The sequence below is a fragment of the Paraburkholderia sp. RL17-368-BIF-A genome (genome assembly GCF_046054045.1).
GTDB classification, from domain to species: Bacteria; Pseudomonadota; Gammaproteobacteria; order Burkholderiales; family Burkholderiaceae; genus Paraburkholderia; species Paraburkholderia graminis.
In genome coordinates this window covers 91394-103801 of record NZ_JARESN010000008.1, presented here as the reverse complement: position 1 = coordinate 103801, position 12408 = coordinate 91394, and the positions used below count along the sequence as shown (strand labels likewise).

Below are 12408 nucleotides of genomic sequence, written 5' to 3'. Positions count from 1 at the left end.
GCGCCACTGCTTCGTTCAGTGCACCCGAAGCGCACGGAGGAATCCGGTTGCGCTAAGCGTGCTGGTTCCGAAGATCGCCTGGCCGACGAGAAACACGGTCTGATTCGAACTTACGTTGATGCGCTGAACCGGGCAGATCAGCGAGTTGGCCGCATTGACGGGAAAGTTGGCCGTCATCTGCGAATAGTTGCCAAGTGACGGCAATGAACCCGACGTAGTGCTCGTGCCCGCCACCAGCGCGGCAGTCGTCGTTGTGGCCGCGGCCGAGTAAATGACGTTGCAAGTGATGTCCCACACCCCTGCGCCGACCGGAATTGATGTCAGATTTTGGGGGACGTTGGAAGCCGTGATGTTCACAGACGAAAAGGTCTGAAGGTTCACTGAGCCGATATCACCTGCCGCCGGCACCGCGCCCGAAGTCGTTCCCGTAATTCCAGCGGCCGTCAGCGTCCCCGAAAACACCACGTTGCCGGCGTCGTCCATCGACATCGGCGTCGCGCTGTTTGCGCTGTTGACCACCTGGAATGCGCCATTGAACGCGCGGAGGAACTTGCTCGGCGTCGTCGCGCCGTTGCCATTCAGAACGATCTGCGCGCCCGATCCGGTATTGCCGGTCGCGTTGACGACGATCGTGTTGCCGCTCGTCGCGGCGTTCGTGATCGTCACGATGCCGGTCAGGTTCGGCGATGCAGACGGCGCGGCCCCTGTGACCTTCGCGACCGGCACATTCCCCCATGCGGGCGCGCTCGATGCTCCTGTCGAAATGATCGCTTGGCCCGCGCTCGATCCTACCGGGTTGATCAACGAGACGGGCGATAGCGTCGCGGCAAAGGCCGTCGAGGAAAGCGCAATGAGCGCGGCGAGCAGAAGTTTTTTCATTGCACTGTCCTGTAGCCAGCCCACACGTTGTTTAGGTACTTGAACTGCATCCAGTTACCGCCGCCGGCTGTCAGGTTCGTGTTGCCATTGCCGTACATGTTGGCGTTCGAATTGAATTTGAATGTCGTGTTTGAGTCGTTCATCTGGACGTCGAGTGTCATGCCCTCGTAGCCACCAATGAGGTTCGTCACGGTAGTCGCGCCCGATTGACTAAGCGTCACGTTCTCGCAACCGAACACGTTCGGCGTCACACCGGTGACGGGGACGACCTGCAGCGGGTAGGTGTTGTTCTTCCAGCGCCAGCCCGAAGGGTTCGCCGCCCCGGTGCCGTCCGCGAATACGCCAGCGGTTCCGACCTGAGAAAAGTCGTTGCCGCTGAATTCGTTGTCGCTCATCGTGACCCCGGCTTCAAATACGATGCTCAGGCCGTATTTGGTGTATTGCGCGGCACCAGTACGCGAATCGAGTACCGTGTTGTTTCTGATTTTTATGCCCGAATAGACGCCCGGCGGATGCCCGCTAAACACCTGAATACCCATGTTCTGCGTCGACGGGTACAGAGCGGTCGGGTTGTTCGGCTGGATGATCAGATTGCCGTCGATCAGGCAGTTGGTGCAGTTGCCGCCGAGGTCGGTGCCGACTTTGATGCCGCACTGTGTCGAGAGCAGAATAACGTTGTTCTGCACCGTGCTCTGATTCGTGGCGTCGATGCCGAACAGGCCGGCATACACCACGACATTGCCCTGCACGATGCACCCCTGATTCGTGTGCGCGCCGTCTTGACCCAGGCCGATGCCGTCGTTACCCGCATTCCGGTTGTCGTAGCAGAAATTGTCCTGCACGAAGACGTATTTGTCGCCCGCGCCGTAGACGATCATGAAGCCGCCTTCGGCAGTTCCGCCGCGGATATGTGACGGCGGGACGCTCTTATTGACGCTGTTCTCGACGATGTTCAAGTTGAACGAGACACCGAGGTTCAGATTGCCGAACACACCGTCGGTGCGAATTCCGTCAAGCCCGGTGCGGAAAATGTCGTTGCGCTCAATGCGGCCGTTCACGCCGTATAGCACGGTGATACCTTCGGCCCCTACGTTCTCGATGCGGTTGTCGGTGATGTCAAAACTGCTGTTTGAATTGGCGCCAGTGATCGCGAAAAGCGTCACGCCCGCGCCGATCACGTTGCGGATGTAGCAGTTGCGAACGATTACGCCGCTTTGCTCCTGGGCGAAGACTGCGCCAAATACATTCGCGACATTGCTTTCGATGTTCCCGTCGATGCCGATGCCTTCAAGCGAGCAGTTCGCCGCCTGAACCTTGAACATCGCCTGGGCGTCGATGCTGGTGGCACTCGCCGCGGCCTTAAACGTATTGGCGTAGCGATTGCGCGCGTACAGCGAGACGTTCGGGTAGTTGAAATAGACCGAACGCGCCAAGGTCATACTTACCCCGTCGCCAACGTACACGACGCCGCCACCACGTTGACCCACAAAATCGAGTGCCTTCTGCACACGTGCGGCGTCATCGCCCGCGGTGAACCGCGGGTCCATCAGGCTGAAATTGTTCGCGATCCGGTCATACAACGCAGTGCCCGGCGCGACACTGGCGTCGGTCACGCTCTGCGGCGGCGGGGTGTAGACCGACAGCGTCGTGCCGGTGCGGATATACACGCGCGAGATTCCGGCGGGCACTCCCGACGTGAGTGTCAGAATCGAGTTTGCGACGGATTGAATCTGGTCGCCGCCCTGGTTCTCAGTGTCGAAGAAAAGCCATAGATTGGCTTTGCTGCCGGGCGAACGCGACAAGGGGATCTGTGTGGCGCCCACGGCCACGTCGGTGCCGACGATAAGACCGGGCTTGCCATCGCTGCCCAGCTCATCGCGCAGATCGCCCGCGCCGACGCTCGACGGCATCGGCAGGAACGTGAGATTGCCGAGGCTATCGAAGGCGAGCACTGTGCCCGCGCGCTGTAGTGCTGCCGGCAAAATGCCGGATACCGCTTCGGAAACGGGGAAACTCACGCTGCGTGAAGTGGTCTCGGCAAGCTGCTGAATCTGGATTTCGGTGCGGTCGAGCGCGTCTTCGACAACTTTGGGGTAGAAGCCGCCCTGATTGGTGATGTCCGTCGGCTGTGTGTACGGCAGCGCGCCCAGCACAACGATGTTCGAGCCGGCCGGGAGTGGCGTGCCGACAAGCGGGTAGTTGATCGAGCCGCCAGGCGAACCGTTCTGGTCGGCGCTGAGGCTGACTGAGTAGTCGCTGTCCAGCGTAAGCGTGGTCGTCGCGCCGCTCGCCGCAGTCAGAATAACCTGCACGTCGGTCTTGCTGAAAATCTTGAAGGAGAACGGAAAGGAAACCGTTGCGCCGTTGCCTGCAAACGGTCCCGCTCTGCGTGTCGTGTTGTTGACAGTCATGGTTATCCTTATCCGCGCATCTTCGCGCTACGCGCGAGATGTGCGATTTTTAGAACCGTCTGCGGATCGTTGCCGAGGCGTGTCGCGTCGAGCATCCGTGTGAGGCGTGAGTCGCGCTTGATCATCTGTTGCGCTGCCTTCAGTGCGCTGGCCGCGTCGTTGCCGAAGTGCTGGTTGAGCAACTCGATAGCGGCGTTTGTGTTCGACGCGTCGCGCTCGGACGTCATTGCCTCGGCCGTGAAGCGAGAAGCGGCGTCGACGAGTTCGTGCGCGTCCTGCGGACTCGCTCCGAGGTCGGCGAATATTTCGCGAAACTCCGTCGCGGCTGCGGTCTTGATCTCGGGGGCGGCAGCCGCGTCTTTCATTGCGGCTTCGAGCTGCACGCCGGCATAGGTTCCTTGCGGGCTAAACATGCGGCGCAGCGGGTCATCACGCAATTCTCGAATCGCATCCGGCAATTCGCCCGGCGCGGCCGGCTTCTCGGTTGCGGGTTCGGTTTCTGCCGGCGTTTGCGTGGCCTCGGCGGGCTTGGCGGCCTCAACAGGTGTCGCCTGCTCGGCCGGTGTGCTAGGAACGCTGGACTTGCCATAGAGGCGGTCCGCGATCGCAGAGAGGTCAGGGCCGGAATCCGCCGGCGCGGGGCTCGCCGTTTCGTCGCTCATTTGGGCGCGCCCCATTCGACCGAGACAACGTCAATCGTGTAGACGGAGCCATCTGGCAGGTCCGTTTCGCTCGGTGGCGCGATTGCGGGCTCGGCTTCCGCTACAGGATCGGCATGCAGGATGCCGAGCGTCTTGTGCAGATGGTCGAGCGCGTAGCCGAGTTGGTCTGTGGATAGGTCAACCGCAGCGACGAGACCGCGACTGCCGTGGGCGAAGAAATCCGGATTCTTGAATTCGAGAAGGGCGTCGAGGTCGAAAACTTCCGCAATGCCCGCATCGCGCAGGCTTAGCGCGAACGCGTCGCGAATGCCCGCAGTAACGGTCTGCGCGGCCGCACTGACCCGCTGTCCGAACATCAGCCCGTCGTTGGGTAGTCCGCGAGGTTCCGCACCTTGGACGGCCTCGTAGACGGCCTGCAGCACAGCATCGTTGGAAGCCTCAAAGCCTTTGAGCGCCGCGGCCAGTGCGTCGAGTGCCTTTTGCACTGCGCGGGCATCCTCCGCACGCGCCGCGGAAAGGGTCACTGCCTGATTGCGGGCGGCGATCCAGCCTTCGCGCCGCGATGCCTTGTCGTCGATGTCGTCGAGCCGCATCGCTTCGTGCATCGCTTCGTTGAGGCGATCGAGGCGATCGCTCAGCGGGCGCACAGCCGCCGCTGCGTCGTCGAGTGCCTTGTGTGCCTTATCGTTGGTGGGATCGGTACTGACCGCCTGGACGGCCGCGCCGCGAGCATTGATCGCGAGGTTGTACGCGTGCTGCGCCTGGGCGATTGCGGATTTCAAAACAATGGACCTGCGCATGGAGCGCTCCTGAGTTAATTGAGCCCAGGATATCCGCCCATGCCCGCGTTTACCACGCTAGTCACATTCTGGTCAGTGCCTCGGTTTGTAGATGGCGACGCCGCCTTCCCAATGCACGTGAAACCGCAGAGCGACGGCGAGCTTTGGCGAATACCGGCCCAAGGCATCGGCCGCGCGCTGCATCCGCATGATCGCCGCCGTGCGCTTCACGCCGAGCATGTCGGCGACGGGCAGCGGGCGATACGGCGCGACGTAGAGCTGCAGCAGAATCAGGTTCGCCGCCGTGCGCGGCACTAGCGTTCTGCCGATGAAAATCAGGATCATGGTGACAAGTCCGCCTGTTTTTTCAGGTGTGAGTTTTCAAGTCAGATCGCGCGCTTCGAGCGCTTCGAAAATCGCGGCAGTCTCAGCGGCGTCGAAGCACCAATATCGGCACCGCTCGAACAGCTTCAGGCGGTTAGCCGTAGTCGGTAGCGCATCGCCGAATACGAGCGCGTTCATTGCACGGTCGCGCTTGCATGCGCGGTCAAGCCGTTCGGCGAATGGTTTGCGTTTGGTGTCTGGTTTCATAGGTTCCCTCTTGCGCGCGCATGCGCGTCGCGATGCGTCTGTCTTCATGCATTCCCTCGCGTGCGCGCACATGTCGCGCGTACTGGTCCGGAAACCCTCGCGCGTGTGCATGTGCGCTGCGATGCGTGACGGTGTACGGCCGGCACCTGTAAAAAATTTCAAGTTCGCCTCCTTCAAACACGAATCCGCGTTCCTCAATTCCTCATGCCTATAGGCATTTGAGGAATTTGAGGAAGAATCGCGGCTCTTTCCTCAGTTCCTCAGATGTCATCTGAGGACAGTTGAGGACTTGAGGAACGCACTTTCCCGTCGAACACGTCGAAAATTTCAAGTTTGCTGCTCCCGCTAATCCAACGTCGAATGTTGGAGCGTGCGTTTTTTGCCTCGTTCGGATAGACCTCAAGCACTCGATCGATCACTTGCTCGACATCGACCCACCCGTCGACAGAGAAGTCGGCAAGCTCGATAACTGCGTCGAGTGCCCGCGCGGCGTCTTTGCTTTGTGGCTTGTTTACAACAGCCGGCCTTTCATCCGACGGCACAGCAACGGCTGAGAACACTGTGTCGCCGTCTTCGTCTACGCCGACCTCGATCGACGTAAGCGTGAAGCCAAACTCGACACCATCGACGTCGTCCTTTGATTTCGTGAGCTTCAGGCAGCGCCACTGCGTTTCCAGATGGCGGCTCACGGCCAGCTCAAAGTCGGCCGCCGCGCGCAACGTGGAAGACCCACGCACGCCCTTGTCGTCTTCCTTGCCGGCGTGGGCGATCACGATCACCATGCAGCCAGTCGCGCGGCCGAGCATCTGGCAATTCTCGATAACCTGACTCATATCCTTCGCCGAGTTTTCTTCGACGCCGGGGATCGAGCGCGACAGCGTGTCGATGAATATGACACCCGGCTCGCCGGCCGCAATTTCGTTGATGTCTTCCGCAGCCGGAACCCAGCCGTTCTTCGCGTGCATGTTGATCGCCCGCTCGCGGGTGTAGAAGGGCGTCAGCGCGTCGACGCTGTGGTGCAGGGCGTATGCCTTGGCGCGACGTCGGACACCGTGCGCGCCTTCCGCGGCGATATAGAACACCTTGCGCTGCTTGACCTTGCGTCCACGCCACGCGGCGCCACGCGCCAGGTGGTATCCGAGATCGATCGCGGCGAACGACTTGCCGCTGCCCGACTTGCCGTAGATGATCCCGAAGTCGGCGTCTGGAATGACGCCCTTGATTAGGTCCGAACGCATCGGCGCTTCCGCACGCTTGAGCGCGAGCTGGAACGAGTTAACGCGGTTGCCGTCGGCATCCGTCTCAGGCAACTCAGCGACGGCAGCAGGGGAGTTGCTCCAGCCTGCGGCAATCGCAGCCTTGAAAATCGCGCGGTAGTCGGAGCGATCGCCCTTGATGTCGGTGTCCCATTTGCCGCGCAGATCGGCGTCGGGATCGTGATCGGCTTGGCTGACCGAGTAATCAAGCCACAGCCCATAGCCGACTTCGCCAAGCGGTTTGAGATTTTGTGCACGCGTTTGCCACTTGTCGTATCCGGTCTCCCGGGCGGCGAGGTAGAGCAGAGCGCTACGCAGTTCGGCGATCTTTTCTGGACGTGGGTTGACCCATTCAGGATCCGCGTCCAGGTCGTCGTGCGGCAGAAGCGGCTCGCTCGCGCGCTCGACGACATCCACTGAACTGATCAGGGTATCGGGCTCGACGAAGCCCGATCCGGATGAGCTGCCGCTCTCAAACGGCGCGTTCGCATTGCGCACTGGCAGGAACATCATCTGCGACGGCTTGATCGACGCCGGATCGTAACTGACGCCAAACGCGGCGCCGAGCGCCGGCACGATGCGCCGGTATTCGGCCGCCGACACAGGCCGGTTGAACGGCACCACAATGCGCAGGCGCGGCGCTTCTTCCGTGTGGCTGCGCGTGGTGTGCCAGGCGTACGCAAACGGCACTTCGACGCAGCCAAGGCACAGGGCTCCGTATAGCGCGTCCGCGTCTTCGTCCACGTCGAGCGTCGCCGCCGATCGGGATTCGAGATGTGCGTCGTCGCGCTTGCCGTCCCGACACGTGCCCGGCAGCATGAAACGGTCGCGCTTCTTCAGCGCGTTGCGCTGGTCTTTCGGCAGCGCGAGGTATTCGGCGTGATCGATTGCCGCGGCCGTCGGCTCAGTCAGAGCGTCGACTAGGCTACCCCACGTCATAGCCTGCTGCGCGACGGCGCCGAGATCTCGCTGCCCGAAGGCGACAGCGATTTCCGTATGGCCTTGCTTGACAACGCAAGCCTCGGTGCTACAATGGTTCATGATTCGTAGTCCTAAAATCCCTTGCGAGAACAAGGGGTTAGATTCAGAAGCCGCCTGCCCAGGCGGCTTTTTATTTCCTGCCCAAGGCCAGCTTGCGCGCGTGCCTGTAGTCCCGCAGCGTTTGCAACCCCGCATGCTCAAGAGCCATGGAGCCATCAGGCAACGCGATAGCGGTGTATTCGCTAATCTCGCCGTCGATGCTGAGCACGGTCGTGAAGTGCGTATAAAACCTGTGGCCGTCCGTTGCCACGTTCTCGAATACTTCGATGGAGAACGCGATCACTGGCTCAATGTATTCAGAGTCGTCAATGCGCGTGTAGGCAATGGTCCCCGGCGCCGCGGGGATGATCGTCGGCGGCCCGACAGGGTTCACTTTCGGCTTATTCATTTCGCCCCCTTTGCTTTCTTGATTGCGTCTGCCGTAGCGTGGCCAGCATCGTGCTCGCGCACCTGGCTATCGACGGATTGCGCAAAATCGGTGAGTTCGGGGTCGATGTCTTCAGTTGGCGGCGCCGGCGCTGGCTGATCGCTGAATTCTGTCGGCGGCTCCGTGTCGGGCAAGCCGAAGGAATCGCGCGCCAGGTCGGCCGTTGTCTTGGGCTTCGTCATGCTGCGCTGCCTTGCGCTTCACGCTGTGCGATAAACGACTCGATGTACGATGCACGCCACCCACTAGTGCGGGGACCGATCTTAATAGGCGGAAGCATCAAGCCTTTGCGCACCCACTTGTAGAGGCAAGCTTTCTGGACGCCCAGCCGCGCGGCGGCTTCGCGTGGGCGCAAAATGGAGTCGTTCATGTCAGTCCTTTTGGGAATCGTTGAAGTACCAACGAATCCTAAGGGACCGCGCATTCAGTATGTGAACGCTAGGTATCGCCTTACATCAGCACGAGCCCGTCGAGGTAGGTGGCCCACGCCTGCATCATCTTGCGGCGCTCGGGAAGAAACTCCGCGTAGTTGTACGCCGCGCGAACGCCATTGCGCTCCACGTGGGCGAGCTGGCGCTCAATCGCGTCGGGGTTCCACTGTTGTTCGTTGAGCAACGTTGACGCCATAGAACGAAATCCGTGCCCTGTGGCCTCGTCGTTTGTGTAGCCAAGCCGACGCAGCGCGGCATTAATTGTGTTCTCAGACATCGGCCGGCCGCGCGCGCGCGCGCCAGGGAACACATAGCCTTTAGGCCCGGTGACAGGGTGCAGGGCGCGAAGGATCGCTACGGCCTGCGTCGACAGCGGGACGATGTGCGGATCTCGCATCTTCATTTTTGCCGCGGGGATGCGCCACTCCGCGCCATCGAGATCGATCTCCGTCCATTCTGCCGTGCGCAACTCGCCTGGCCGGACGAAGACAAGAGGCGCGAGCCGCAACGCGCACTGAACGATAAATGAGCCGTCGTATCCTTCGATAGCGCGAATCAGGCCGCCGACTTTCTGCGGGTCGGTGATCGACGCGTGGTGCTTGGTGACGACAGGGTGTAGGGCGCCTCGAATATCCGCGGCGACATCGCGCTCGGCGCGTCCGCTAGCTATCGCGTATCTGAACACGTGCCCGCAGTCCTGCCGCGCGCGGTGCGCCGTTTCGTATGCGCCCCGAGCTTCGATCTTTCTGATACACGCGAGAAGCTCCTGTGCTGTGATCTGCGAGATGGGCCGCTTGCCGATCGTCGGGAACAGATCCTTGCGCAATCGGTTTTCGATCTTTTCGGCGTAGTAGGGCGTCCACTTCGGTTTGTTGCGTTCGAGCCACTCGACCGCAATTGCTTCAAAGCTGTTGGCGGCGGCGACCGTCTCGGCACGTTTCGCCGCTTTCCTCGCTTCCGACGGGTCGATGCCTTTGGCAAGCAGTACGCGGGCACTATCGCGCGACGCCCGAGCATCCGCCAGGGAGACGTCTGGATAGACACCAAGTGCGAGTAGCTTTTCTTTGCCGGCGAACCGGTATTTAAGTCGCCAATAACGGCCACCGGCCGGGGTGACTTCGAGATACATGCCTTTTTCGTCCGCCAAGCGATAGGCTTTCTCTTTGGGCTTTGCAGCACGTACTGCGACGACGGTCAGGGGCATGGGGGTATCTGTTCTCGATCGTTTCGACGACCCCGAAATACACCCCCAGGAGGGGGTATCTCTCGGAGTTTCTCGGGATACTAAAAGATACCATTAAAAATGCAAAAAGCCCGCAATGGCGGGCTTTCGGGAGCGTACGGCAACGTCAGGATTCGGTTATTTGGTCCCCCTGGCAGGAACCTGCGGCCATTCCATCATAGTCGTGTGCATCACCACCAAGTTCCATAATTCCTTATCTGACGCGGCCTTGCACGCAGTCAGGAGGGTGCGGGTTCGTTTCCTAAAACGTCCAACTAAGTCCAAGTTTCGGTTATGCTTTACGCCAAATTTACGCCAAGGCGGGGAGCATGGCCACATATCGAAAGCGCGGCGGCACGTGGCGAGCCGAAGTCGCAAAAGCGGGAATCAGAGAATCCAAGTCGTTCGACACAAAGGCTGAAGCGGTCACCTGGGCAACGAAGCTCGAGGCTGAGATCGATGCAGGCCAGCGACGGTCATATTCGAAGGTGCAGAAGACGCTAAGCGATGCTATGGACGAGTACTTGGAAAAGGTGTCGACGTCCATGGGCAAGCACGAGTGGAACAAGACACGCATCGAATTCTTCAAGTCAGAGATGGATTTCGTCGGTACGCTCGTGCGCAACGTGAAGCCGGAGCAGATAGCAAAGTGGCGCGACAAGCGCCTGAAGGACGTCAAGACGTCGACGGTCAATCGCGATCTGAATCTCCTTTCTGCAGTCTTCGAGGTGGCATGCAAAGAGTGGAAGTGGATACACACCAACCCCGTGCACGAAGTCAAGCGCCCAAAGGATCCGCCGCCGCGCCGGCGGCGCGTGCCAGACGAAGAAGCGGCTGTGATGGCAAAGGCGTTGGGTCTGACGGAAGATGGCCCGATCGAGACAGCACAGCAATACACTGCGCTCGCGTTCCTGCTCGCGATCGAGACCGGCATGCGCCAAGGTGAAATAATCGGAACAGTTTGGCGGGACGTGCATTTGTCGCAGAAGTACTTGCACATTCCTAAGTCCAAGAACGGCGATGCTCGCGACGTGCCACTGTCAACCAGAGCCGTTGCGCTGCTCAGCCGGCTCAAGCGCACGAAGGATGAGCCGCGGTGTTTTCCCGTTGCTCAGTCCAGTGTAGATGCGCTGTGGAGAAAAATTCGGACCAAGGTGGCCAAAGATAAGCCCGAGTTCGCGGACCTGAATTTCCACGACTCAAGGCACGAAGCGACGACGCGCCTATCTCGCAAGCTGAACGTCCTCGCGCTCGCAAAGATGATCGGTCATCGGGACGTACAGTCGTTGATGATCTACTACGACGAGACGGCCGCCGAGCTGGCGGCGCGCCTCGACTGAGCCACTGAAAGTTACCCTGTCGCGCCTTTGCGGCGGCGACCGGGTCGTGACGCGGGTAAAGTGCCTTTGTTGCTTCGTGCCCATTCCAGCACGTCGCTCGCGAACCAGCGGCGCTGCGCCTTTTTGGAATCGACCGGCCGCAGCGGTGCCGGGAATCCCGGTCGGGTGACGACGCGCAGCTCGACGGTCTGCTTTGACAAACCGAGCCATTGCGCGATCTGCTCGGTGCTCCACAGCGTCTCGTCGAGCTTCTTTGGCTTCTCTAGCGCTGCGACCAAGCGCTCGACGCGGGTCACGAGTGCCATCACTGGATCGGCGGTATCTTCGATCATTTTTCCTTTCCTCCATGCATCAAGGCGCGCAGGCTATCCGCCGGCACCGCGCTCGCGCGCTTGCCCACTTTGACGAGCTTCAAGTGACCAGCGGCGACCATTCGATAGATGGTCGACTGCGAGAGACCTAGCAACTGCATTACCTCGGGTATCCGGTAGTGCTTCTGGATTGGCGTCATTTCGGCTCGTCCTTCCAAAAGTCGATCTGTGCCTCGATGCGATGCTTCACTTCGTCGAATCGCTCGATAGGGAAGACAGCGGTGCACCACGTGCGCTCGCCGTCGCCGTGGTAGGTGATCTCATACGCGGGCTTTTCGGGTTTCTTGCCGCGGCCATATTTGCTCCAATCGATAACGTGGCTCATGCCATTACCTGGTCTGCTTCCTGCGCCCAATTCGCGGGCTTGCCCGCAAGCATCCGCTCGAGCGCGGCCGCGCGCATCGCTTCGATGTTCTCGGCGGCGCGAAAGCTAACGGCCACCTTCGGTCGCTTTCCGATCACGGCCGGGGCCGCAGGAACCCACCGAACGTCACGCGTGCGTGCCGCGGTACCGACCGGGCGTAGCCGTCCCGATTCTTCGAGCTGGCGGCACCGGGTGCCCATGATGCCGAGATCGACGCCGAGGGCGTCCGCGATCGCCTTGGTGGACAGTGGCTTACCCTTCGACGCGAGGAGGTCCACGATGGCTGAACGCCGGTTACTTGCCATGGAGGACCTCGTCGAGCAACTCGCTGATTTCCCGCGTAGCTCGCACCGCGTCGAGCATGGCCCGAGCCAGTCTGCTCGTGATCTCGTCAATTTTTCGCAGACGCTGATCGGGTGAGTCGGTCGCGTCAACAGAATGGAATGCGAGGATCGGCGCAAGCGGTGCACCGTGGATTGCATTGGCGCGGCGTCGCCCCGGTTTCCGTCTGATAGGAAGCGGGCGAACATTCGCATCAAAATGAACTTGGCTCATTTCAGGCATCTCTCAATTTGAAGATTCGGAAGATGCTGGCCGTCGTCGCGCTGCCTACTAGGCCGCGATTGAAGGCCGC

Annotated in this window: 17 protein-coding genes; 1 reads left to right on the top strand and 16 read right to left on the bottom strand. The window is 60.7% G+C overall.

What is annotated here, in order from left to right; genetic code table 11:
• Nucleotides 1–15 precede the first annotated feature (15 nt).
• From P0D87_RS16085 to P0D87_RS16035, 11 genes are all read right to left on the bottom strand, one after another.
• Nucleotides 16–879 (bottom strand): hypothetical protein, encoded by an 864-nt coding sequence (locus tag P0D87_RS16085; RefSeq protein WP_408636947.1) that lies wholly within the window; start codon nucleotides 877–879, stop codon nucleotides 16–18.
• On the bottom strand, nucleotides 876–3032 hold the full coding sequence (locus P0D87_RS16080; RefSeq protein WP_408636946.1) for a right-handed parallel beta-helix repeat-containing protein: 2157 nt from the start codon (nucleotides 3030–3032) through the stop codon (nucleotides 876–878). Before P0D87_RS16080 ends, P0D87_RS16085 begins: the two co-directional genes overlap by 4 nt.
• Before the next feature lie 266 nt (nucleotides 3033–3298).
• Nucleotides 3299–3952 (bottom strand): hypothetical protein, encoded by a 654-nt coding sequence (locus P0D87_RS16075; RefSeq protein ID WP_408636945.1) that lies wholly within the window; start codon nucleotides 3950–3952, stop codon nucleotides 3299–3301.
• Nucleotides 3949–4752: a hypothetical protein gene (locus tag P0D87_RS16070; protein ID WP_408636944.1), complete on the bottom strand. Its 804-nt coding sequence runs from the start codon at nucleotides 4750–4752 to the stop codon at nucleotides 3949–3951. The genes P0D87_RS16075 and P0D87_RS16070 overlap by 4 nt, the downstream gene beginning before the upstream one ends.
• Before the next feature lie 72 nt (nucleotides 4753–4824).
• Nucleotides 4825–5076, bottom strand: coding sequence for a hypothetical protein (locus tag P0D87_RS16065; RefSeq protein WP_408636943.1), 252 nt, complete (start codon nucleotides 5074–5076; stop codon nucleotides 4825–4827).
• A gap of 36 nt (nucleotides 5077–5112) precedes the next feature.
• Entirely contained in the window at nucleotides 5113–5322 is a 210-nt protein-coding gene (locus tag P0D87_RS16060) for a hypothetical protein (protein ID WP_408636942.1), read from the bottom strand.
• Between the two features lie 260 nt (nucleotides 5323–5582).
• On the bottom strand, nucleotides 5583–7619 hold the full coding sequence (locus P0D87_RS16055) for an AAA family ATPase (protein WP_408636940.1): 2037 nt from the start codon (nucleotides 7617–7619) through the stop codon (nucleotides 5583–5585).
• A gap of 70 nt (nucleotides 7620–7689) precedes the next feature.
• Entirely contained in the window at nucleotides 7690–8007 is a 318-nt protein-coding gene (locus P0D87_RS16050) for a hypothetical protein (RefSeq protein WP_408636939.1), read from the bottom strand.
• The gene (locus P0D87_RS16045) at nucleotides 8004–8228 is read right to left on the bottom strand and encodes a hypothetical protein (RefSeq protein WP_408636938.1); all 225 of its coding nucleotides are present in this window, start codon (nucleotides 8226–8228) and stop codon (nucleotides 8004–8006) included. Before P0D87_RS16045 ends, P0D87_RS16050 begins: the two co-directional genes overlap by 4 nt.
• Complete coding sequence (locus tag P0D87_RS16040) at nucleotides 8225–8416, bottom strand: helix-turn-helix transcriptional regulator (protein ID WP_408636936.1); 192 nt, start codon at nucleotides 8414–8416, stop codon at nucleotides 8225–8227. The genes P0D87_RS16045 and P0D87_RS16040 overlap by 4 nt, the downstream gene beginning before the upstream one ends.
• An 80-nt stretch (nucleotides 8417–8496) precedes the next feature.
• Nucleotides 8497–9681, bottom strand: a complete 1185-nt coding sequence (locus tag P0D87_RS16035; RefSeq protein ID WP_408636935.1) for a tyrosine-type recombinase/integrase — start codon at nucleotides 9679–9681, stop codon at nucleotides 8497–8499.
• A 347-nt stretch (nucleotides 9682–10028) separates the two neighbouring features.
• Between P0D87_RS16035 and P0D87_RS16030 the strand changes: the two genes are divergently transcribed.
• Nucleotides 10029–11039, top strand: coding sequence for a tyrosine-type recombinase/integrase (locus P0D87_RS16030; protein WP_408636933.1), 1011 nt, complete (start codon nucleotides 10029–10031; stop codon nucleotides 11037–11039).
• 11 nt (nucleotides 11040–11050) lie between these two features.
• Here the strand turns inward: P0D87_RS16030 and P0D87_RS16025 are convergent, their stop codons facing one another.
• The 5 genes from P0D87_RS16025 to P0D87_RS16005 are packed head-to-tail and all read right to left on the bottom strand — an operon-like array spanning nucleotide 11051 to nucleotide 12329.
• On the bottom strand, nucleotides 11051–11371 hold the full coding sequence (locus P0D87_RS16025; RefSeq protein ID WP_408636932.1) for a helix-turn-helix transcriptional regulator: 321 nt from the start codon (nucleotides 11369–11371) through the stop codon (nucleotides 11051–11053).
• Entirely contained in the window at nucleotides 11368–11550 is a 183-nt protein-coding gene (locus P0D87_RS16020) for a helix-turn-helix transcriptional regulator (RefSeq protein WP_408636931.1), read from the bottom strand. The genes P0D87_RS16025 and P0D87_RS16020 overlap by 4 nt, the downstream gene beginning before the upstream one ends.
• Nucleotides 11547–11735, bottom strand: a complete 189-nt coding sequence (locus tag P0D87_RS16015; protein WP_408636930.1) for a hypothetical protein — start codon at nucleotides 11733–11735, stop codon at nucleotides 11547–11549. The genes P0D87_RS16020 and P0D87_RS16015 overlap by 4 nt, the downstream gene beginning before the upstream one ends.
• Entirely contained in the window at nucleotides 11732–12079 is a 348-nt protein-coding gene (locus tag P0D87_RS16010) for a hypothetical protein (RefSeq protein ID WP_408636929.1), read from the bottom strand. Before P0D87_RS16010 ends, P0D87_RS16015 begins: the two co-directional genes overlap by 4 nt.
• Nucleotides 12069–12329, bottom strand: coding sequence for a hypothetical protein (locus P0D87_RS16005; protein ID WP_408636928.1), 261 nt, complete (start codon nucleotides 12327–12329; stop codon nucleotides 12069–12071). Before P0D87_RS16005 ends, P0D87_RS16010 begins: the two co-directional genes overlap by 11 nt.
• Nucleotides 12330–12408 lie beyond the last annotated feature (79 nt).